Genomic DNA, 24,121 nt, shown 5'->3' on the forward strand with positions numbered 1-24,121 from the left:
TGCTGACGGTAGTCGGGTAGTGTGCAGGACGGGGGCGGACGGGTGTTCGCCCCCAGTGATTCGGCCTATCATGGCTCATATGATTCCGGCCAACCGGCCGGTAACGGAACAGGGGGTGCCATGGGTCGCGAGAATCGGTCGACCGCACATTCGACGTTACGAGGGGTTCGTCGTCGTGGTCCGCTCGCGCCGTTTCTTCGCAATCGGTGGCTGGCTCCGCTGATCGGCCTGCTGCTGGTCATCGGCATCGTCGTGGGTGCGATCATCGTCGAATCGATCACCCGCCGTCATGTCCAGCTGGACGATGGCACGGTATGGGTCACGTCGATCAGCAATCAGAAGGCCGCACGATTCAATGTCCGTCTCAAGGAGGCCGACGCATCGGTCTCCTCATCCGCCGCCAGCTTCGACGTGGGACAGTCGGGTTCCGACACGGTGCTCACCGAAGACTCTCAGGCGCTGCAGATCATGGCATCCACCGTCGCCGTGGATGGGCACACCGATCTGCGCGCCGATACACAGACCATGGTGGCCGGCTCCACCGTCGCGTTTCTCAATACCAAGACCGGCAATGTCTGGGTCGGGGATGCGGGCAAGGTCGACGCCGTGACCCCTACCACCGGCAGTCCTGTCATGAAACTCGGTTCGGGCGGCCGGATCGCCGTGGACCATCGTGGCGTGGTCTATGGATACCGTCCCGCCGATGCCATGGTGCTGGTACTCGACGATCCTCGTGGATCAGTCCGCGAATGGGGCTCGCTCAATGATGGCAAACGACTGAACGCCGATGATTTCACCGTGGTCTCGGATACCCCGGTGGTCGCCTCGGACACCACGCTGATCACGCCCAAGGGCAAGGCGAAGCTGCCGATCACAGGCAAGGTGACACTGCAGGATCCCCCGACGGACGACGCCCAGCGCGATTGGGTGGCGGCTGCCTCGACCACCGGCCTAGTTCTGGTGGATCTCAACCGGCCGACGGTCGATCCCACCACGCTGGCGGCCGGCGGCCAGGGCGAGGCGGCCCGGCCCGTATCGTCCGGCGGATGCGTGTGGGCGGCGTGGAGTCGTAACGCCGACAACTTCCTCAAGACGTGCGATGTGAACGGCGGGGACGCCTCGGGTAAGGACGCACGATTCGTCACGCTCAAGGAGATCGACGCCACCTCACAGCTCCGGTTCCGCACGAACCACCGTCTGGTGGTGCTCAACGACATGACGGACGGCAAGGTGTGGAATCCGGACGATTCCACGAACGCGATCAAACTGCAGTGGGATCAGATCAGGTCGGAAAACCCCACTACCAGCCGGGAGAGCCAGAACACCGCCGACAATCACCGCGACTTCGCCCAGACATGCTCGGCGGCATCGGGGTCGATCAGGGCGGTGGACGACACGTTCGGCGCTCGCGCCGGGGGCGAGCAGATCCTCGACGTGCTGCGCAACGACGAGCAGACCGACTGTTCGGTGCTCCATATCGAAAAGGTCGAATCCCCGGGCGGCGGCGTGAGCGTCGCGCCGGTCTACGACGGACGGTATCTGCAGCTCGACGCCACACAGGCGGGCACCGGAACCGTACGGTTCTCGTATTCGATCTCCGACGGTCACGGTCAGTCGTCCTCGGCCACCGTGACGTTGAACATCACGTCCGCCGACGGCGATCATGCGCCCGCGCAGACCGACGTGTCCCCTGAGTATCAGGTGGAACAGGGTGCCACGTATACGGCGAACGCCCTGGCCAGTTTCTCGGACGATGATGGCGATCCGATGACGCTGGTGTCGGCGAATCCCACGAACTCCGAGCAGGTGATGGTCTCCACACGACCGGACGGACAGCTCGTGTTCAACACCGGCTCGCAGACCACGGGACGCGTGGCCGTGAACGTGACCGTATCCGACGGCGAGCAGACCGGAACCGGAACCGTCTACTTCTCCATCCGTCCGGCCAACACGCTCTCCCCCGTAATCGACCCGGTGGTCAAGCAGACCCAGCCGGGGACCAGCACCACGGTGGATCTCAAGCCCTACGTGCACGGCAATTCCACGCAGCCGGTGCAGCTCGGCTCGGTCTCCCAGCCCGACGGGGCTACGGCGACCGCCAACGCGGAGACCATGTCGTTCACGTTCACCGCCGCCAACCCCGGCACCTATTACGTGCCCTACAGCATTCTGCAGGGATCGAAGCAGTCCACGGGTCTGGCACGCGTCGAGGTCGCCAAGGCCAGCGGTGATTCGGCGAAGCCCGTCGCCACCAACGATGTGGCGCTGCTTGGCGACGGCAACACCGCGATCGTGGAGCCGTTGTCCAATGACGTGGATCCTCTCGGTGGCGTACTCGCCGTCACCTCGGTGAGCGTGGACCCCGCCACCGGCATCAAGGCGGGGATCGTCGGCAACAAGCGCGTGTATCTGACGGCACGGCAGACGCCAGACAAGCCGGTATCGGTCTCCTATACGGTGGCCAACGCGCAGGGCACTTCCGAGGGGCGCATCGTACTGCAGCCGCCGGCGTCGGCCAGCCAATCGTCGGCACCCAAGGCCGGCAACATCAACGCCCAGGTGCGTACCGGAGGCATCGTGACGGTCGACGTGATGAACCATGTGACCGCGGCTGGAACCGTTACACTCGACACCGATCTGACCTATGACCGACAGACGCTCCCCGGTCTCGTCTTCGTCTCCGGAGACACCGTCCGTTATCAGGCCGGCGATCAGGAGGGATCGTTCCCCGTCACCTATACGGTGCGCGATTCCCTTGGCAATACGGCGTCCGGCACGATCACCTTCGCCGTGCATGCCTCGGACGCCGAAGGCAAGTCGGCCCCCACACCGGCCGATGTGACCGCGCAGGTGGCCGCCGGAGACAAGGTGCGCATCCCGATCGACCTGACCGGCATCGACGTGGATGGCGACGGCGACACGCTGAACGGACTGGGCAACACCGTTCCCTCGCTCGGCCGTGTGACCGAAGTGGGTGCCGACTATCTGATCTACGAGGCGTATGCGGATTCGTCAGGCACCGACACGTTCACCTACGCCGTGGAGGACTGGACCGGGCAGCGCGCCCAGGCGCAGATCCGTGTGGGCGTGTTCCGCGGCGGTTCCGATTCCGGAGTGTTCGCCCGCGACGACACGATCGCCGTGCGACCGGGGACCAAGGTCGACGTTCCGGTACTACTCAACGACATCTCCGGCGACGACGAGAACCTGACGCTGGACAAACAGCTCAGCGTGCAGGGTCTGGATTCGGCCACGGTCAAGGACGACATGGTGGAGTTCACGGCACCCGACTCCCCCGGCACCGCCTACGTGATGTACACGGCCCGGACCAAGGCCGGACTGACGGACACCGCCACGTTGAGTGTGACCGTGGCCGCCGACGCGCCGATATCGCCGCCCACCGCCTACGACTATAAGGTGCCCGCCAGCGCCACGGTGGACAAGCGGACCGTGGACGTGGACGTGCGCGACTGGATCGCGAACCCGTCGGGCAGTGTGGACGATCTCGAGGTGAACGTGGATGCGAGCGCCTCGGACCATGCCCGGCGCAAAGGCGGCACCTCGTCCACGACGATCTCGGTGGATCTGACCGATGCCGCCCGGGCCGTGCCGTACACGGTGACCAATACGCGATACCATGTGACATCCACCGCGTTCATTCAGGTGCCCGCCTATGGCGTGTTCCCGCCGACGTTGCGTCCGAAGGCACCGGATCTTACGGTGCGAGCGGGTGAGACGATCGATATTCCCATCGCCGACCATGTGCGCGTGGGCGCGGGCAAGACGGCGCTGATCGCGTCGAAGGACTCGGTGAGCGCCACCAAATCGGATGGCGGCAACATGTATGTGAACGAGACGACGTTGCGGTTCACCGCGGCCAGGGACTATTCCGGTCCTGCGTCGATCACGTTCACCGCGGTGGACGGTCGCAAAAGCAAGGGGACGATCGTGAACTCCGCCGTGCTGACCCTGCCGATCACGGTCGTGGGCAAGGATGCGCCTGCCCCCACGTTCTCCTCACCCACGGTGGATGTGGTCCCCGGCGAGGATGCGAAGACGATCTCCCTGTCCGCGTTCACCAAGGCACCGGACGGTTCCGACGCGTCGTCGTACGCGTACTCGTCGTCGGGACTGTCCACGCCGGTGAGCGCCACCGTGGCGAAGAACGGCGAACTCACCGTGAGCGCGCCGACGGACGCCAAGCCCGGCACCACGGTGAACCTGCCGTTGACGATCGACTACGGTTCCGGTCAGGTCAAGACCGGCGTGACATTGCGAGTGACGCAGACCGATCGTCCGATGGCCCGTGTTCCCGATGTCTCGGTGAAGGTCAAGGCCGGGGAGACGCAGCAGGTGAATGTGCTGCGGGATGCCTACAACCCGTTCCCGGACACCCCGTTGAAGCTGGTGGGCGCTTCGAGTGAGGGGTCCCACGTCTCGGTGAAGTATGCACAGGATGGCATGGTGTCGATCATCGCAGCGCAGGATGCGCCGGCATCCACGAACCGGGTGGTGGTCACCGCCGAGGACGGCACCGGCGACACTTCACGCAGGGTGAGCGCCACGATCACGGTATCGGTGGTGGGCCTGCCGGATGCGCCGTTGCTGTCCCCGATCACGGATCTGCCTTCGGATGGCACCGTGAGCCTGTCGTGGACGCCGGGGTCGGCGAACGGCAGTCCGATCGTCGAATATCAGGTGGAGTATGACGGCGGTTCCGTCTCATGCGGTACGAACACGTCATGCCGGGTCACCGGATTGGAGAACGGCCGCGAATACTCGTTCACCGTGCGCGCACGCAACGAGGTGGGATGGTCCAAGCCGTCGAACACGGTGAAGGCGACGCCGGATCGCGTGCCAGCGGCACCGGGCGGGGTGACCGTGACCGGCGGCTATCATGCGGTGACGGTGAACTGGTCCGCGCCGGGGGCAGATGGCGGCGTACCCGAATCGTATACGGTGACGATCAACGGTGCCGGAGGGACGCAAACGCAGACCGTGTCCGGCACGTCCGCCACGTTCTCCGTGGACAACAATGCCGGCGGTGCGGCGTTCTCCGCCACGGTGAAGGCGCACAACCGCGCCGGCGACGGTCCGGAGGCGATGAGCGGCCAGCCCGGCACGCCGTGGGGTGACATCGACCCGCCGTCGCTGACCCTGGAGCAGTCCGGGGATACGATCCGCGGCACGATCGGCGAAATCAACGATCATGGCGCGGGTTGTGCGAGCGTGACGGTCAGCCGTGGCGGACCTGTTTCGTGCACGGAGCGCTCATTCAGTTTCACGATCGACAAATCCGAATACTTCAAGGACGTGTCGGTGTCGGTTACGGTCACGCCGTCGCGTGAGGGCACGCATGGTGCCACGGTCTCGCAGACCATCGTTCCGCAGACCGAAGTGGCCCGACCCGACCTGCAGGTGAGCGCCAACGGCAGTACATGCACGGCCACGTGGAAGGCCAACGGCCTGTTCGACAGCGTCTCGGTACGGTTCGGCGACAAGTCGAGCAGTGACGCGAACGGATCGCTGAACGTCGATCTGAGCCCATGGACGAGCTGCCCGACGGCCACGGCCACGCAGTCGCTGAACGGTCACGCCGGTCAGACGGTGACCGCGGGCGAACCCACCGGATACGTGTACAAGGTGGCTCCCACGATTGACACGAATGGCTTCTGGCTGGAATGGGATGGTGCCGACCGCAACCATCTGGTGGTGCGCAACACGAACGGTTCGGCGGTGAACACCTACGGCAAGGAGCCGGTGGTCGAGCTGAGCGTGGACGGCGCGGCCGTGCCGAACGCCTCGGTGACCGACGGCACGGTGATCGACCTGTCGCAGATGAACGCTCCCGCGGACCCGTCCAAGTGGCGGCTCAAGGTGTCGCTCAAGGGCGAGGATGCGTCGTTGAACGCCGACTCCGGCGATCAGACCATTCGCGGAATCCGTCCCACCGCATCGACGGCCTCGTATCTGACCGATGACGGACGATTCGTCACGCAACCGACCACGACCCCGACGGCGGCCTATCTGGTACGCTTCCGGATGTCCTCATGAAGGAGCACGACATGGATGACAACAACATGGATGACGACGCGACCCGTCTCGGACGGTTCCGGGGATTCACCCCGAACCAGGATCAGGAGTCCTCGGACGACACCGATGAGACGCGGCTGGGAGCGTTGCCGCACATCGGCCGTTCCAACACCACCGTTCCCACACAGCCGCTCGGCCAGTCGCCAGTACCGCGGGCGGACTCGCAGCGCACGGCCCACCGTCATCCCCTGATACCGACGGAGCATCCCAGGCGCGGCCAGTCACCCGTTTCGACGCCTACCCGCCAGCAGAGGACTCCCCGGCCGGCCGAGGTTCGCGGCCCCGCTTCGGATGCGTCCATCACGCGGTTCGGCGAGGTGTTCAACGCCATCGTGGACAACGTGTCGGAAGCGGTCATCGGCAAGGAGCATACGATCCGGCAATGCGTGACCGCGCTCATGGCCGGCGGCCATGTACTGCTGGAGGACAATCCCGGCACCGGCAAGACCCAGTTGGCCAGAGCCATCGCCAACTCGATCGAATCGCCGTTCAAGCGCATCCAGTTCACCCCCGATCTACTGCCCGGCGACGTGGTCGGCGTGACCTTCTACGACCAGCAGACCGGAGCGTTCACCTTCCGCAAGGGGCCGGTGTTCGCCGCCACCGTGCTCGCCGACGAGATCAACCGAGCGTCGCCCAAGACGCAGTCCGCACTGCTGGAGGTCATGGAGGAGCAGAAGGTCACCGTCGACGGCGTGACGCACGACGTTCCCCAGCCCTTCATGGTCATCGCCACGCAGAATCCGATCGAACAGCTGGGCACCTACCGGCTGCCCGAAGCCCAGCTCGACCGATTCCTGATCAAGACCTCGCTGGGAGACCCCGGACACGAAGCCAGCCTGAGCATCCTGCGCGAGGCCCGGGTCCGTGATCGTGCCGCCACCGTCCGACCGGTCACCACCGGCGCGGATGTACTGGCCATGCGCGCGATCGCCGAAACAGTGCACGTCGACGACGCGATCCTCGAATACGTCGTCCGTCTGGTCGAAGCAACGCGACACAACGATCGGATCGCCGTCGGCTCCTCCATCCGAGGCGCACTCGCGCTCGTCCGTTCCGCACGCGTATGGGCGGCGGCCGATTCACGCAGTTACGTGGTGCCCGCCGATGTGAAGGAACTCGCCTCGGCGGTACTCGCCCATCGCGTGATCCTCACACCCGAGGCCACGTTCGCAGGCGACACCACCGACAGCGTGATCGCCTCGGTGCTTGACGACGTGGTCGCCCCCACCATCGGCGCATAGGACGCGATCATGGCACGACCGATCCCCCTTTCCCGATTCCGCCCGACAACGGCGCTGCTGCAACGCGCCCTTCTGCGGGATTACGTCTCCCCGCTCGGCTGGACCATACTGGTCGCCGCCGTGCTGTGCGCGGTAGGATACATCGCCCTCGGGTGGAACGAACTGCTCTCCATGACCGTGATCTGGACGATCCTGCTCATCATCGCGATCGTGATGTCACTGGGCAACACCGGCTTCTCGGCACGGCTCGACGTGCCCGCACGACGCATCATGGTCGGGGACGACATCACCGTGAACGTGACGGTGAGCAACCCCGGGCGCGCCACCACGGCACACGCCCACGGCGATCTTCTGATCGGCGACGACCATGAGGGCTTTCCCATCCCCGCACTGTCCCCACGGCAAAGCAGACAGACCGCCATCGGGTTCACCGCCGCGTCGCGGGCCGTGTTGTCCGTAGGACCGTTGCGGGTGCGCAAAGGCGATCCGTTCGGTCTGATCCGCCACGAAAAGACCGTCGCCGACCGGATCGACGTCTACATCCACCCCCGTACCATACGACTGCACACGCTGAACGCCGGAATCCAACGCGATCTGGAGGGACAACCGAGCGGCGACATCGTGGACGACGATCTTGACTTCTACGGACTGCGCGAATACGAACCGGGCGACGACATGCGCAACGTGCACTGGCTGTCCACCGCCAAGGCGGGCACGCTGATGATCCGACAGTATGAAGCCACGCGACGCACCACCACCGCGCTCGCACTCGACGTGGATCCCACGCACTACGCCAGCCGCGAGGAATTCGAACTCGCCGTATCCGTCCACGCGTCGATCGGCGTGCAATGCCTGATGCAGCAGCGTCCGCTGCGAACCGTGGTCGCCGGTCACCGCGACGACCCCCGCACCACCATGACGTTCCTCGACGCCTGCAGCGCCATCGAGCCGAAGGACCGGCCGGAGACGAATCTCGCCGCGTCGACCCTGAACCACTGTCCCGACGCCTCGCTCTACTGCCTCACCGTGGGATCCGGCAACCCCGATGACGACATCAAACGCATGATGCTCACCATGCCGCCAGGCTCATCGCGCATGGTGTTGCGAACCGATCCCAGCGCGCAACGATCCCTGCGACGGTTCGACGGCTTCACCCTAGCCGTCATCGGTAGTCTCGACGACCTCCCGCTGATCATGGAGGCCATGGCATGACCGCCCGCACCACCGTTCCCGGCTCCTGGGCGGATTCGCCCAACCCCACCATCCTCGTCTCGCGCACCGCGGCACCGGGATCACGACTCCCCCGTCGTCGTGTGATGGCACGGCTGCGATCCGATCAGCACATCATCATCAACGCCATCGTCATCATGCTGGCGAATCTCACGGCATCGCTGAACCTGCTCGGCGTCTACGGCACACCAGCCGCATGGGCGGCCGGAGCCATCCCCGCGGCGCTGATCGGCATCGCCTGCGCGCTCGCCGGCAGAAGCGCATTGCTGCGATTGTGGTGGCAACTGCTGCTGCTCGCGATCGCCCAATTCGTCATCGGACCGGTGATCGCCCTGCCCCACACCACGATCGCACGGGTGATACCCACGCTCGACACGATCGCGCAGGGCGCGGCCGCCACAATCGGGGCGTTCAAGTACATCATCGCCATCGAGCCCGCGGTGGGCACCGGAAGCGGTGATCTGATGGCCCTGTGGACCATCGTGCTGTGGGCCACGTTCCTGTCGGGCGTGTTCGCGTTCTCCACGAATCCATTGCTGTCACTGCCATCCCTGGCGATCGTGCTGGTGAATCTTGCCGCCTGTGCGGCGTTGGGCACATCGTCGGGATTCCACCCCGTCGTCATCGGTGTGCTGATCGCCCTGACCATGCTGATCTGGATGAGCTGGCGCATGCGTCTGCTGGAGGCGAACCGTCTGCTCGCCGCCGTACTGATCACGGCACTGGCCACGATCGGTGCCGGCGGCGCCGCGTTCGCCATCGACGGACAGCGTCAGGTACTGCGTGATCATTACGATCCGCCGCTCAGCCCATACGGCTATACGAGTCCGCTGAGTGGTCTGCGATCGTATGTGAAGGATCATAAGGACGACAAGCTGCTCACCGTCACCGGTCTGCCCGCCGGAACGCCGGTACGTCTGGCGGTGATGGATCGTTTCGACGGTTCGGTATGGAATCTGTCCGATTCGTCCGCAGCGTTCGGCTCGTCCGACTACCGCCGTGTGGGCGACACCATCGACGGCGACCGCACTGACCGGAGTGGAAGCAAGCTCAAGAGCACGCCGTTCACGGCGACGTTCACCGTGCACAACGGACTCGGTGACGTCTGGCTGCCCACGGCAGGCGAGGCGTCCTCCGTATCGTTCGGCTCGTCGGATCTGTCACAGTCCTTCTACTACAACGCCGGCACCGATTCCGCGCTGCTGTCGTCCGGACTCGATTCCGGACTCACATATGTGGAACATGGTCGGCTCACCGAGCAACCGAACGCCCAGCAGATCACCGACGCCGACGCCGCGCCCATAAGCCAGCCGAAGGCCCAGGATGTGCCGGATTCGGTGGAGTCCGCGGCCACGTCGTTCGCCGGCGGCGAGACGAAAGGCGGTGCGGCCGCGCAGAAGCTCGCCGACAAGCTCAAGGAGAACGGCTGGTTCTCCCACGGTCTGCAGGGCGACTATCCGTCATTGCCCGGCCACGGCGCCTACCGCATCGATCTGCTGCTCAACGGCAGTGCCATGGTGGGCGACAGCGAACAGTACGCCTCCGCCATGGCGCTCATGGCCCGTGATCTGGGTCTTCCGTCACGCGTGGTGATGGGCTTCCTGCCCAAGGATTCCGACGGCAGCATCTCCGATGAACGCACCATGGTACGTGACGACGGCACCACGAGCATCGACTTCACCGGCAACGACATCGACGCCTGGGTGGAGATCCGACTCGACAGCTACGGCTGGGTGGCGTTCTACCCCACCCCCAAGGAGACGAAGATCCCGAACGACGATCAGAACCTCACACCGCCGAATCCTCAGACGCTGGTCCGCCAGCCTCCCGTGCCGTTGCAGGACCCGTTGCGCGAACAGAACCGTACCACCAGTCAGACGAACATCGGCGGCAGCGACGCGAATGCGAACACCACGGCCTTCTGGCGCATGTTGCGGCTGATCGCCGGGCGGGTGGCGTTGTACGGCAGCCCGTTGTGGATCGCTCTGATCATCGTCGGCGCGATCCTGTTGTTCAAGTCGATCCTGCTGAGACGGGCACGAGGCCGGGGCTCGCCGAGCACGCGCATCGCCCAGGGATGGCGTTGGCTGTGCATGCTCGCCGCCCAGTGCGGCACGCCGGTGTCCGGAACCCGTCGTGAGCAGAGCCGTATGCTGGCCGACCGGTTCTCGCTGTCGGCGGAGACGCTGGACGATCTGGGCAGACGCGCGGACCGTGCCACGTTCTCCGGCGAGGATACGGACGAACGTACGGCGGCCGACTACTGGACGGACGTGGACCGGGTCCGTCAGGCCATGCTGCGGTCACTGCCGAAACGTCAGGCCATGATCGCCCGACTGTCGGTCAGGGGATTGTTCGCCAATCCCGTGGATTCGATGGCCCATGAGGACGCGCCGGGCAAGCCGGGCAAGACAACCAAACCGAATAAGCCTCGTAAGGGCTTCATCCATACTGTTTTCCACACTCACACCATGCAAGGAGCATCATGACCCACGTGTATCTCGACGCGGCGATGATCTGCGACATCGGTCGCAGGCGCAGTACCAATCAGGACCACGGTCTGGCAAGCGGCGGACTGTTTCTGGTATGCGACGGCATGGGTGGCGGCGTTGCCGGACAGGAGGCCAGCGCGCGTACCATCCGTCACTGCGAGTCGTTGATCGACAGGGAACGTCGCTCCAAATCCGACATCGCCGCGGTCATCGACGAAGCGCAACGTGACGTATGCGAACTCGGTCGCGAACTCGGCGGCATTTCCGGCACCACGCTCACCGGATTGGTGCTGTCAGACATGGGCAACGTCGTGACCGGCGAACCATACAGCACCCGCACCGACGTCAGTGGATTCCCCGACGAGGACGACGACACCATCGACGGCATTGCCGCGGTGCCTGATGCCGTGGTCACCGCCCGCCTCGATCTTGAGGATCTGAACGACGACACCATCGACTCATTGCCGGATGCCAACGGAACGGGATTCCCCTGCGTACTCGACTTCGACGCCGACACCATGCCGTCGTGGTATGTGGTGAACATCGGGGATTCACGAACCTATCATCTTGACGCCCAGCCGGGCGGAGGCTGGAGCGCCTCATCCATGGTGCAGGTCACCCGGGATCATTCCCGCCGTCAGGAGCTGATCGACGCCGGAGTGATGCTGCCGGAGCTTGCCGACCAGCTGGTGCCGCGCAATCTCATCACCCAATGCGTGGGCGCACCGGAGGGCATCGACCCCGACTACTTCCGCGCCGATCTGCCCGGACGGTTCATCGTCTGCTCCGACGGACTGCATTCCGAACTGGACGACGATGCGATCGCGGCGATCGCGGCGGTCAACCGTGATCCGCGTGAAACCGTTCAGGCGCTTGTAGATGCGGCGCTCGCCGCAGGTGGCAAGGACAACATCACGGTGATCGTGGTGGATACGGTCTGCTCGTCCACCGACGTCATGGCGTCGCGTGACGATAATGCCGCATGGTCGTATGTAAAGATCGCCCGCAATGAGGACCTTTCCAGCATCAGCGAGTCGACACTGGATACACTGCGAACAGTGGCCGCCCGTCATCGGCCTGACAGCGTTGGGGAGTGAATGTAATGGTTGATTATGATTCCGCCGTCAGGGCGGTGCAGGATCCGAATGCGGACCCGGTGTTTCTGGCACGGATCGCCTACGAGAACCCGGAGTTCGGCGCGAATGTGGCGGCGCACGAGCGGGCGTATCCCGGACTGTTGCGTTGGATAGCCGAATTCGGCGACGACCGGGCGAAGGCCGAGGCCGCGGAACGCGGATATCGGGGAAGCGGACCAGCCACACCCCGCAACGACGGCACTCGCAACAACACCCGTCACAACGCACAGCCAGCGCAGCAGGCGCAATCGGCACAGCCACAATCGTCACCGTCACAATCGGCGGCACCAGCGCAGCCGTCGGCACCGCAATCGGTCGCACCGCTGATTCCCGAGCATCAGCAGAAGCCTCAGTCCCGACCAGGATCCGAGTCTCGCGGCTCTCAGCCTCAACCTCAACTGAACGATGGCGCGAACAGCAATCACGGCAATCCTTACGGATTCACCGTGGAACAGGCGCTCGACCCGCATACCAGTGCGATTACGATCGCGCAGATCGCCCAATACGCGCCCGAGCTGCGTGTCTATCTGGCACGGAATCCCAGCACATATCCGGAATTGCTTGACTGGCTCGCCCGGCAGCACGATCCGCAGATCGACGCCGCCTTAGCCGAGCGTCGTGCCGCAAACGCATAACGCGTTCGCCTTGATCAGCCTTCTTCGAGGTTGAAGAACTGGTCGCCGATCCGCACCGTACAGGGCACGGTTACCCTCACCGGACGTTCCTTCACCGGGATCTCCTCGCCATTGACGATGAGGTAGGTGCCGTTGAGGGAACGGTAGTCCTCGATCCATAGCCGTCCCTCGCGGTCGAAACTCACTGCGGCATGGTTGCGTGATATGGTACGGGTCGGATCGTCGAGTTTCTGCGGCAGTACGCCTTCCGGTACGGCCTTGGTGGGTTTGCGACCGAGCAGTGCGCTGTGATCGAGAATCACGGTCTGCCCGGTGGAGTCGTTGCGCAGCACATACCGGTGTCTTGGCCGCCGATCGATGAACGACGAGGACAGCACGGTGCCGTCCCAGTCCGCGTCGCCGTAGACGCCGGCACTGGTACTGGCGCTGGTATCCGTATTAACGGCATTGGTAGCATTAACGGCATTGGTAGCATTAACGGCATTGGCGACTTTGCCATTGGCCGGTTCCGCGGATGCGGCGGAAGCCCCCGACTCATATGTTCCACCGGTGTTCGTTCCCGACGAATGCCCCTGCATGGTGTCGTCGTCATACCATCCGGGTTCCGGTGGCGGAGGATAGGGAATGCTTCTGCTCATACGTTCAGTCCTACCACATGCGTGGCATTACGACGATGACTGCAGTATCCGATGCCATGACTTGCCGCGCGAATTGCCATATGACTTACCGTATCGATCATCATGCCGGCCGTTACCACTGCCGATTAGGATGGACAGGACGATCACATGCACCGGAGGGGGATCATGACCGCACCGCGCACCACCGCAGACGTCGACGACAACGCAGACGAGGAAGCGGACGCCAACAACGACGAAACAGCCTCGAACGATGACATCATCGACGAGATTCGTCTGCCACTGCTCGCCAAAATCTACGGGGCGCTGTGTCTGATCGTTGGCGCGGTCGCGTTCCCACTGCTGATATGGGCCATCATCGTGGTGGTACGTTCGATCGACATGGCCACCATCCCGCCCACGCTCACCGTGATCCTCACTGTGGTGCATGCCCTGATGCTGGTGTCCGGCAGCGCGGCGCTCATCGTGTTCGGCGTGCTGCTGCTGCGTAACCGACGAAGGTACGCGGCTCGCTGGGCGTATGTGCTGATGCCGATCACCATCCTGCAGGGTCTGTCGAATCTCGCGTTGTTCGGTTTGGGACCGGGTCTGCTGCTGCAACTGCTGCAGCTGGCGCTGTTGGTCGTGATCTCCGTCACCGCCGATCCGCTGCTGGCACTGGAACGACGAAAGCAACGGCTGCTGCGACGGATCAAGGAGCAGGACGAGCTCGCGGCGGCGGCCAGGATCAACATGGTGGGCCGTGATCTGACGGGTCGCGGCTACATCGCATTGGATTTCTTCAATCTGTTCTGGGTGTTCGTCGTGGCAAGCGTGGTGGGACTCGGCATCGAAACCGTGTATCACATGGCGTTGTATCACGGCGAACTGCAGGATCGGGCGGGTCTGCTCTACGGACCGTTCTCCCCCATCTACGGTTTCGGCGGCGTACTGCTTACGGTGTTTCTCAACCGACTGTGGAATCGTAATCCGGTGCTGATCTTTCTGGCCAGTGCGGTGATCGGCGGCGCGTTCGAGTATGCGACCAGCTGGTTCATGGAGGTGGCGTTCGGCGTCACGGCATGGGATTACACGGGTCAGTGGCTGTCGATCGGCGGCCGTACGAGTGGAAAATACATGATCATGTGGGGATTGCTGGGTGTGATCTGGATCCGGTGGTGTCTACCTCGACTACTCAGATTGATCAACCGTATTCCGTGGCAATGGCGGTATGGTCTGACCGTGCTATGCTTTGTGCTCATGTTCATCAACGGCACGATGACGCTGATGGCGCTGGACTGCTGGTATTCGCGGGTGTCCGGTCTTGAACCGAGCTCCCCCATCGAGATGTTCTTCGCGAATCATTACGACAACGCCTATATGCAGCATCGATTCCAGACCATGACCATCGATCCGTCGCTCACCGGTCGCGTGTGAGCGTATGGATTTGTGGGAATTTGTGGGAATGCGCGTTTGTGGGAATGCGCGTTGACGACGCCTACCGCGTGGCGTGAAACAGCGACGTGAAACATGTGAAACAATGGCGTGAAACATGAATCGCGCCTGAATACGACAAGGGCCGTGGCCCCCGAAACGGGAGTCACGGCCCTTGGTATATCGATATCGGCTGTCGTATCGACTCAGTGCACTGCCGAATCAGCTCACTGGGCGTCGCCGGCCGGCTGATCGCCGTCGGCGTCACCGTTGGCGTTGCTGTCGTTGTCGGTGTTGTCGTCACCGAACGCGCCGGACAGATCGCCGAGGTGCGAGCCGTTGCCGTCAGCGTCGCCGCCGAGATCGTTGAGGAAATCGTCGGGGTTGAAGTCGTCGCCAAGGCTCAGATCACCGAAGTCGATGTTGGAGAAGTCCACATCGCTCAGATCGGCGTCGGACAGATCCACCAGACCGTCGGCGTTGTCATCGCTCAGACCGAAGCTCGGGTAGATGGTATCGCGGATGGCCTTGTCGGGCTCCACGCGGGCGTTGCGGTAACGCGCCAGACCGGTACCGGCCGGGATCAGCTTACCGATGATCACGTTCTCCTTGAGGCCCTTGAGATCGTCGACCTTCTGGTTCAGGGCGGCTTCGGTGAGCACGCGCGTGGTCTCCTGGAAGGAGGCCGCGGAGAGCCAGGAGTCGGTGGCCAGCGAGGCCTTGGTGATACCCATGAGCTCGGGACGACCGGTGGCCGGACGCTTGCCAGCCTTCAGGGCGGCCTTGTTGACCTCCTTGAAGCGGGCCTTGTCGACCAGTTCGCCCGGCAGCAGCTCGGTGTCGCCGGAGTCGAGCACGGTGTAGCGACGCAGCATCTGGTGCACGATGACCTCGATGTGCTTGTCGTGGATGTCCACACCCTGGGAGCGGTACACGGTGTGCACTTCCTCCACGATGTTCACCTGCGCGGCGCGGGCGCCCATGATGCGCAGGATCTTCTTCGGATCCACGGAACCTTCGTACAGCTTGGTGCCGCGCTTGATGTGCTCGCCGTTCTTGACGCGCAGCGGCACGCGGGTCGACACCTTGTAGTCGAAGTGGTCCACCTTCTCGCCATCGGCGTTGCAGGCCTCGGGATCGTCCGGGAACAGCGTCACCACGCGACCGGTCTCGTTGTCCTCGACCTTCACGGTGCCGTCGTACTCGGCGATCATGGCCTCACCCTTAGGCGTACGGGCTTCGAAAAGCTCCGTGACACGGGGAAGACCCTGGGTGATATCGGCCGCGGCGGCCACACCACCGGAGTGGAAGGAACGCAGCGTCAGCTGGGTACCAGGCTCACCAATGGACTGGGCGGCCACGATACCGACGGCCTCGCCGGTGTCCACCAGCTTGTTGGTGGCCAGCGACCAGCCGTAGCACTTGGCGCACACGCCTCGACGGGACTCGCAGGTCAGCACGGAACGGGCCTTGACCTCTTCCACGCCGTGGGCCACGAGATCCTTGAGCACGTCCATCGACAGGGCGTCGTCACGGTGGTAGAGCACCGTGGTGCCGTCGGCCGGGTCGATCACGTCGGCAGCGAGCAGACGGGAGTACGGACCACCATCGGCGGCCTTGACGAGCGTCAGGTTGCCGTCCTCGTCACGGTCGGCCACGCGCATCTTCAGACCCTGCTTGGTGCCGCAATCCTCCTCGCGCACGATCACGTCCTGGGAGACGTCGACCAGACGACGGGTCAGGTAACCCGACTCTGCGGTCTTCAGTGCGGTATCGGCCAGGCCCTTACGTGCACCGTGCTGGGAGATGAAGTACTCCAGCACGGACAGGCCGTCGCGGTAGTTGGACTTTACGGGTCGAGGAATCGGCTCGCCCTTCGGGTTTGCCACGATGCCACGGATACCAGCGATCTGGTTGATCTGCATCATGTTTCCTCGTGCACCGGACTGCACGATGATCGACAGGTTGTTCGTCGGGAGGAAGCCCTTCTCGACGGCCTTCGACACGTCGCTGGTGCAGTCGTTCCACAGGTTGATAAGCTGCTGACGACGCTCCTCCTCGGTAAGCAGACCCATGTCGTACTTGCCGTTGATCTTGCTCGCCTGCTCCTCGGCCTTGTCGATGTACTCGTGCAGTTCCGGCGGCTCGATGACGTCGGAGAACGCGAAGGTCACGCCGGACCACGGAGCGCGGGTGAAGCCCATGTCCTTCAGGGCGTCCAGAGACGCGGCCACCTGCTGGGTGGAGTAGCGGGAGGCGATGTCGTCGACGATCTTGCTCAGCTGCTTCTTGCCCACCTGGTAGTTCACATACGGATAGTCCACAGGCAGCGTGCTGTTGAACAGCACACGACCGTAGCTCGTGGCGAACAGGGTGGAACCGTCAACGAAGCGCTCCTCCTTGACAACCTCGGGGCTGCCGGGCTGCGGGTCGACGACCTTGAGCTCCTTCGGCTCCCAGTTGGCGGGCAGCACAAAGTCGGCGGGCACACGCACCAGCACCTCGGCCTGCATGTCGATCTCGTGCAGATCGAGGGCCATGCGGCACTCCTCGAGCGAGGAGAAGACGCGGCCCTGGCCCTTGGCGCCTTCCAGCACGGTGGACAGCCAGTACAGACCCAGGATCATATCCTGGGACGGCATGGTCACGGTGTGGCCGTCAGCGGGCTTCAGAATGTTGTCGGAAGCCATCATCAGCGAACGGGCCTCGGCCTGGGCTTCGGCGCTCAGCGGCAGGTGCACTGCCATCTGGTCACCATCGAAGTCGGCGTTGAAGGCGGCGCAGGCAAGCGGCGGCAGGTGGATGGCCTTGCCTTCCACCAGGATCGGCTCGAATGCCTGAATGCCCAGACGGTGCAGCGTAGGTGCACGGTTGAGCAGCACCGGGTGCTCGGAGATGACCTCCTCGAGCACGCCCCACACCTCGGAATCGCCACGGTCGACCAGACGCTTGGCGCTCTTCATGTTCTGCGCGTAGTTGAGATCCACCAGACGCTTGATCACGAACGGCTTGAACAGCTCCAGGGCCATCGGCTTCGGCAGACCGCACTGGTGCATGCGCAGCTCCGGACCGACCACGATCACGGAACGGCCGGAGTAGTCGACGCGCTTACCGAGCAGGTTCTGACGGAAACGACCCTGCTTACCCTTGAGCATGTCGGACAGGGACTTCAGCGGACGGTTCGAGGCACCCGTCACCGGGCGGCCACGACGACCGTTGTCGAACAGGGAGTCCACGGCCTCCTGCAGCATGCGCTTCTCGTTGTTCAGCATGATCTCGGGGGCACCGAGGTCGATCAGGCGCTGCAGACGGTTGTTACGGTTGATCACACGACGGTACAGATCGTTGAGATCGGAGGTGGCGAAACGGCCACCGTCCAGCTGCACCATCGGGCGCAGATCCGGCGGGATCACCGGAATCACGTCAAGTACCATGGCCTCCGGGCTGTTGCCGGTGGAGATGAAGGCGTTGATCACCTTCAGGCGCTTGAGGGCGCGTGCCTTACGCTGACCCTGCTTGGTCGTGGCGATCACATTGCGCAGGTTCTCGGCCTCGCCCTGCAGATCGAAATCGTGCAGGCGCTGCTTTATGGCCTCGGCACCCATGCAGCCTTCGAAGTAGTCGCCGTAATCGTCGACCATCTCACGCCACAGGTCCACATCGCCTTCCATGTCGCCGGGCTTGAGGGACTGGAAACGATCCCACACGGCGGTATGACGGGCGATCTCGTCGTTGTAACGCTTGCGAATGGCCTTGAGATCACGCTCGGCACCGCTCTTGAGCTTGGTCTTGGCGGCGGAGGAAACCTCGCCGGAGGCCTCGAGCTCGCTGAGATCCTCCTCAAGCTTCACGGCACGCTTGTGCAGCTCGTTGTCACGAGCCTTCTCCAGATTCTGGATGCGCACATCGAACTCGTCCTGCAGGTCGGGCATGTCCTTGTGACGCTGCTCCTCATTCACGGAGGTGACCATGTAGGCGGCGAAGTAGATGACCTTCTCGAGGTACTTCGGCGGGATGTCCAGCAGGTAGCCCAGACGGCTCGGCACACCCTTGAAGAACCAGATGTGGGTCACGGGGGCGGCCAGCTTGATGTGGCCCATGCGTTCACGACGCACGCGGGACTTGGTCACTTCCACGCCGCAGCGCTCGCAGATGATGCCCTTGAAGCGCACGCGCTTGTACTTGCCGCAGGCACACTCCCAGTCGCGGGTCGGGCCGAAGATCTGCTCGCCGAACAGACCGTCCTTCTCAGGCTTGAGGGTACGGTAGTTGATCGTCTCGGGCTTCTTCACCTCGCCGTGGCTCCACTTCAGGATGTCCTCGGTGGTGGCCAGACCGATCCTCAGTTTGTCAAATGCATTAACGTCCAGCACTCTATGTCCTGTCTGTTTTGGTTCTTTACTGCTTCACGTATTGTTTTCGGGCAGGGGCGCGCGTCGGTGCCGCACACTTGCGGTGTGCGACGCGCGCCCGTCTGCATCAGCGGTAGGTCGGTTCCTCGGACTCGGTCGGAGCGCTCGCACCGGCTTCCGGACGGGCACCGATGTTGAAGCCCAGGTCGTCGGATGCGGAGACCGGATCGTCGTCCTCTTCCTTCATGTCGATGGCCACGCCTTCGGCGTTGAGCACCTCGACGTTCAGGGACAGGGACTGCATTTCCTTGAGCAGCACCTTGAAGGACTCCGGAATGCCTGCGGGCGGTAGGTTGTCGCCCTTCACGATCGCGCCGTAGACGCGCACACGACCGTCGACATCATCGGACTTGATGGTCATCATCTCGTGCAGCGTGTAGGCGGCACCGTAGGCCTCGAGGGCCCACACCTCCATCTCGCCGAATCGCTGGCCACCGAACTGGGCCTTACCGCCCAGCGGCTGCTGCGTGATCATCGAGTACGGACCGGTGGAACGGGCGTGGATCTTGTCGTCGACCAGGTGGTGCAGCTTCAGGATGTACATGTAGCCCACGGAGATCGGCTTGCCGAACGGCTCGCCGGTGCGGCCGTCGTACAGCCATGCCTTGCCGTCGTCGCCGACGAGCTTGTCGCCGTCGCAGTTCGGCAGGGTGGTCTTCAGCAGGCCGTTGAGGGCATCCTGACGCACACCGTCGAACACCGGGGTGGCGACCGGGGTGTTCGGTTCGGCCTTCTCGGCGCCGGCGGGGATGTGCTTCTTCCACGCGGCCTCGAGATCCGGGTCGATGTTGATGTCCCAGCCGGAGTGCGCGATCCAGCCCAGGTGCAGCTCGAGCACCTGACCGAGGTTCATTCGGGAAGGCACACCCAGCGGGTTGAGCATGATGTCGACCGGGGTACCGTCGGCGAGGAACGGCATGTCCTCCTCGGGCAGGATTCGCGAGATGCAGCCCTTGTTGCCGTGACGACCCGAGAGCTTATCGCCCACGGTGATCTTGCGGTGCTGGGCGATGTACACGCGGATCATGGAGTTCACGCCAGTGGGCAGCTCGTCGCCGTCCTCCTCGGCGTCCTCGCGGGTGATCTCCTTGACGGCGATCACGGTACCGGTCTCGCCGTGGGGCACGCGCAGCGAGGTGTCGCGCACCTCGCGGGACTTCTCGCCGAAGATGGCGCGAAGCAGACGCTCCTCCGGGGTCAGCTCGGTCTCGCCCTTCGGGGTGACCTTGCCCACCAGGATGTCGCCGGCCTCGACCTCGGCACCGATGCGGATGATGCCACGCTCGTCGAGGTTGGACACGGCGTCCTCGCTCACGTTCGGCAGGTCGCGGGTGATCTCCTCGGCGCCCAGCTTGGTCTCGCGGGCGTCGATCTCGTACTCCTCGATGTGGATGGAGCTCAGCGTGTCATCCTGCACCAGACGCTGCGAGATGATGATGGCGTCCTCGTAGTTGTAGCCGTTCCACGGCATGAAGGCGACCAGCAGGTTCTTGCCCAGAGCCATCTCGCCCTGATCGGTGGCCGGACCGTCGGCCAGCACGGAGCCGACCTCCACACGCTCACCCTCGTGGATGATCGGCACCTGGTTGTAGCAGGTGGTCTGGTTGGAACGCTGGAACTTGGCCAGCTTGTAGCTGGAGGTGGTGCCGTCGTCGTTCATCGTGCGGATGATGTCGGCGGACACGTAAGTCACCACGCCGTCCTTCTCGGCCTTCACCACGTCGCCGGAATCCACCGCGGCACGCCATTCGCCGCCGGTGCCCACCAGCGGGCGCTCGGAACGGATCAGCGGCACGGCCTGACGCTGCATGTTCGCACCCATCAGTGCTCGGTGGCCCTCATCGTGCTCCAGGAACGGAATCAGCGAGGAGCCGACGGACACCATCTGGCGCGGGGAGACGTCCATGTAGTCCACGTCGGAGACCGGGACATCGACCGCCTCTTCCTCGTTGGCTCGGGCCAGGGCGTCGTCGTGCACGAAGCGACCCTCGTCGTCCAACTCCTGGTTGGCCTGGGCGATCACGTGGTCGGCTTCCTGATCGGCCGTCATGTATTCGATCTCGTTGGTCACCTGACCGTCGATCACCTTGCGGTACGGCGTCTCGATGAAGCCGAACGGGTTCACGCGGCCGAAGGTGGCGAGGGAGCCGATCAGACCGATGTTCGGACCTTCAGGGGACTCGATCGGGCACATACGTCCGAAGTGGGACGGGTGCACGTCTCGCACATCCATGGAGGCACGGTCACGGGACAGACCGCCGGGGCCCAGAGCGGACAGACGGCGCTTGTTGGTGATGCCGGCCAGCGGGTTGTTCTGATCCATGAACTGGCTCAGCTGGGAGGTTCCGAAGAACTCCTTGATCGTGGCGGCCACGGGGCGGATGTTCAGCAGGGACTGCGGGGTGATGGCCTCGGCGTCCTGCGTGGTCATGCGCTCGCGCACCACGCGCTCCATACGGCTCAGGCCGGTACGCAGCTGGTTCTGGATCAGCTCGCCCACCTGACGGATACGACGGTTGCCGAAGTGATCGATATCGTCGGTCTCGACGCGCAGTTCGATGTCCTCGCCGTTGCGCTTGCCCGGGAAGGTCTTGTCGCCGGCGTGCAGCGTGACCAGATACTTCAGGGTGGCCACGATGTCCTCGGGCTTGAGGCTGCGATCGTTGATGTCGCCTTCCAGACCGAGCTTGCGGTTGATCTTGTAGCGACCAACGCGGGCCAGATCGTAACGGCGGGTGTTGAAGTAGAAGGAGTCGAGCAGGTTGCGACCGGCCTCCGGGGTGGCGGTGTCGCCCGGACGGATGCGGCGGTACAGCTCGGTCAGGGCGCGGTTGCGGATCTCCTCGTCGCTCGGACGCTGGTCGATCAGCGGGCGGCCGGAGGAATCCTTCGGGGTCACGGCGTCCATCTCGTGGGCAAGGGCGTCGAGCACCAGCGGGTAGCCCTGGAAGGCGTCGTGGATCTCGCGCTCGGTCATGCCGATGGCCTCGAGGAAGATGATGGCGGACTGCTTGCGCTTGCGGTCCACGCGCACGCCGAGCACGTCACGCTTGTCGATCTCGAACTCAAGCCAGGCACCGCGGCTCGGGATGATCTTCGCGCCATAGACGGTCTTGTCGGTGGAGCGGTCGCGGGAGCTGTCGAAGTACACGCCCGGGGAACGCACGAGCTGGGAGACGATCACTCGCTCGGTGCCGCCGATGATGAAGGTGCCGTGCGGGGTCTGGAGCGGGAAGTCGCCCATGAACACCGTCTGGCTCTTGATCTCGCCGGTGTCGTTGTTGCAGAACTCAGCGTTCACGTACAGCGGCGCGGAGTAGGTGTAGTCCTTCTCCTTGCACTCCTGCACGGTGTGACGCGGCTCTTCGAAGTAGGGGTTGGAGAACGTGAGGCTCATGGTCTGGGCGAAGTTCTCGATCGGGGAGATCTCCTCGAAGACCTCCTCAAGACCGGAGGTGTGCGGCACGGTGTTGGTGCCATTCGCCAGATCCTCCTCGACGCGCTTCTTCCAACGCTCATTGCCGATCAGCCAGTCGAAGCTGTCGGTCTGAACGCCCAGCAGGTACGGGACGTCGATGGGTTCCTTGATGGAACCGAAGTTCACGCGCGGCGAGGCCTTGTGCAGCTTGATGTCATGCTCATCCGCACGAGCGTAGACTTTGGTGGTATTGGTTTGTGTGCTTTCGGCAGCCAAGATGGGATAGTCCTTCTCGTTCGCTGTTATTCCAACGGCCAGGAAACGGACTCCGCGCAATCGTGGTATACAATCGTCGCGGGCGTTTCCCCAGTTGATGTATGCCCGCTATATGACACACGTCGCTAATCGTCAAAATATTAGCACGCTCTCGCGTGTCGCGCAACTCGGTATGTATACTTCTTGGACTTTTTCATCCCACACGTCTTCCGTTGCTCATTCCGTTTTCTCTTCCATCCAGCCTCTCTTGTATTCCTTCAAGTCAGGGCTTCGGATTTCGTCACTACTTCTTTTCGGTTCAACGCGTGACGCTCCAACCGGCTGACAGGCGTGGTTACCGTCCGGTATTTTCCCTGCCAAGCACACACAAGAGGCATCATCCATCTTCGTCATAGCGACCGGATCTGGGTATAACCATGTCACCAGCACCCCTATTTTCGCCTCTGCCCTACCCGGCAATAACCAGATCGGAAGCACATGCCTCTGCTTTTCATCTCGCCTGTTGGTATCTGGTCCTTTGCTTCCCATCTATTTCCCGTCCATCCAGTCACGTCGTATTTGGACCCAACCATCCTCAACCAACTCCGACGTCCAGTAACGATTGGCCGGGACAACACCCTGATGACACTTCATATCAGCCATGTCACAGAGCGGACAATCGCAGACAGTCGGATGATGCGGAACGAACAGCCAGACGGCACAGCGGACAACCACGTGACAGACAATCAAGTGGCGGACAACCAAGTGGCGGACAACCAAGTGGCACAGAACGGACAAATAATGGATCGACATTTTCCCTGCCACAAGCTATGGCACAGAACGGCGAAATCCCCGCACGGAGTATTCTCTGCCACGGGTCATGGCAGAGAATGTCAAAATCATCCAAATCGACGTTCCCTGCCACGATTTGCCGCCACACAATGACCAGCAGAGCGTTTTACGCATTCCCTGCCACGATCGTCTGGCAGAGAAAACACGAAACCGGTTCCAGTGGCATTCTCTGCCACGGCCATCACCCTGTTATCACGCCCAAGACCGAGAAAACCACGGATTTCATGCCATATCCATCGGATTTACGCGCGAATATGACGGAATTCCGCGGCAGGGAATGACGGAAAACCTCATATCGTCATTCCC

At 63.4% G+C, this 24,121-nt stretch carries 10 protein-coding genes; 7 read left to right on the forward strand and 3 right to left on the reverse strand.

The annotated features are described in order from the left end of the window. The first annotated feature begins 120 nt into the window (after positions 1 to 120). The 6 genes from BTIS_RS03975 to BTIS_RS04000 are packed head-to-tail and all read left to right on the forward strand — an operon-like array spanning position 121 to position 12,830. Complete coding sequence (locus tag BTIS_RS03975; protein WP_094662853.1) at positions 121 to 6,054, forward strand: Ig-like domain-containing protein; 5,934 nt, start codon at positions 121 to 123, stop codon at positions 6,052 to 6,054. 11 nt (positions 6,055 to 6,065) lie between these two features. Next, entirely contained in the window at positions 6,066 to 7,337 is a 1,272-nt protein-coding gene (locus BTIS_RS03980) for an AAA family ATPase (protein ID WP_245819264.1), read from the forward strand. A 6-nt stretch (positions 7,338 to 7,343) separates the two neighbouring features. Further along, complete coding sequence (locus tag BTIS_RS03985) at positions 7,344 to 8,549, forward strand: DUF58 domain-containing protein (protein WP_420807008.1); 1,206 nt, start codon at positions 7,344 to 7,346, stop codon at positions 8,547 to 8,549. Then, positions 8,546 to 11,056, forward strand: a complete 2,511-nt coding sequence (locus BTIS_RS03990) for a transglutaminase TgpA family protein (protein ID WP_094662859.1) — start codon at positions 8,546 to 8,548, stop codon at positions 11,054 to 11,056. Before BTIS_RS03985 ends, BTIS_RS03990 begins: the two co-directional genes overlap by 4 nt. Beyond that, complete coding sequence (locus BTIS_RS03995; protein ID WP_094662861.1) at positions 11,053 to 12,156, forward strand: PP2C family protein-serine/threonine phosphatase; 1,104 nt, start codon at positions 11,053 to 11,055, stop codon at positions 12,154 to 12,156. The genes BTIS_RS03990 and BTIS_RS03995 overlap by 4 nt, the downstream gene beginning before the upstream one ends. Positions 12,157 to 12,161: 5 nt before the next feature. Beyond that, positions 12,162 to 12,830 (forward strand): variant leucine-rich repeat-containing protein, encoded by a 669-nt coding sequence (locus BTIS_RS04000; RefSeq protein WP_094662863.1) that lies wholly within the window; start codon positions 12,162 to 12,164, stop codon positions 12,828 to 12,830. A gap of 14 nt (positions 12,831 to 12,844) precedes the next feature. Here the strand turns inward: BTIS_RS04000 and BTIS_RS04005 are convergent, their stop codons facing one another. Next, complete coding sequence (locus BTIS_RS04005; protein ID WP_169713049.1) at positions 12,845 to 13,468, reverse strand: FHA domain-containing protein; 624 nt, start codon at positions 13,466 to 13,468, stop codon at positions 12,845 to 12,847. Between the two features lie 165 nt (positions 13,469 to 13,633). Here BTIS_RS04005 and BTIS_RS04010 point away from each other — a divergent pair, with 165 nt between their 5' ends. After that, the gene (locus BTIS_RS04010) at positions 13,634 to 14,881 is read left to right on the forward strand and encodes a putative ABC transporter permease (protein ID WP_094662865.1); all 1,248 of its coding nucleotides are present in this window, start codon (positions 13,634 to 13,636) and stop codon (positions 14,879 to 14,881) included. Between the two features lie 224 nt (positions 14,882 to 15,105). On the opposite strand, the gene BTIS_RS04015 is transcribed toward BTIS_RS04010, so the two are convergent. After that, on the reverse strand, positions 15,106 to 19,251 hold the full coding sequence (locus tag BTIS_RS04015) for a DNA-directed RNA polymerase subunit beta' (RefSeq protein WP_094662867.1): 4,146 nt from the start codon (positions 19,249 to 19,251) through the stop codon (positions 15,106 to 15,108). Between the two features lie 106 nt (positions 19,252 to 19,357). Beyond that, positions 19,358 to 22,984, reverse strand: coding sequence for a DNA-directed RNA polymerase subunit beta (gene rpoB, locus BTIS_RS04020; protein ID WP_094662869.1), 3,627 nt, complete (start codon positions 22,982 to 22,984; stop codon positions 19,358 to 19,360). Positions 22,985 to 24,121: the final 1,137 nt, after the last annotated feature.

Source organism: Bifidobacterium tissieri (assembly GCF_002259645.1).
Taxonomy (GTDB): domain Bacteria; phylum Actinomycetota; class Actinomycetes; order Actinomycetales; family Bifidobacteriaceae; genus Galliscardovia; species Galliscardovia tissieri.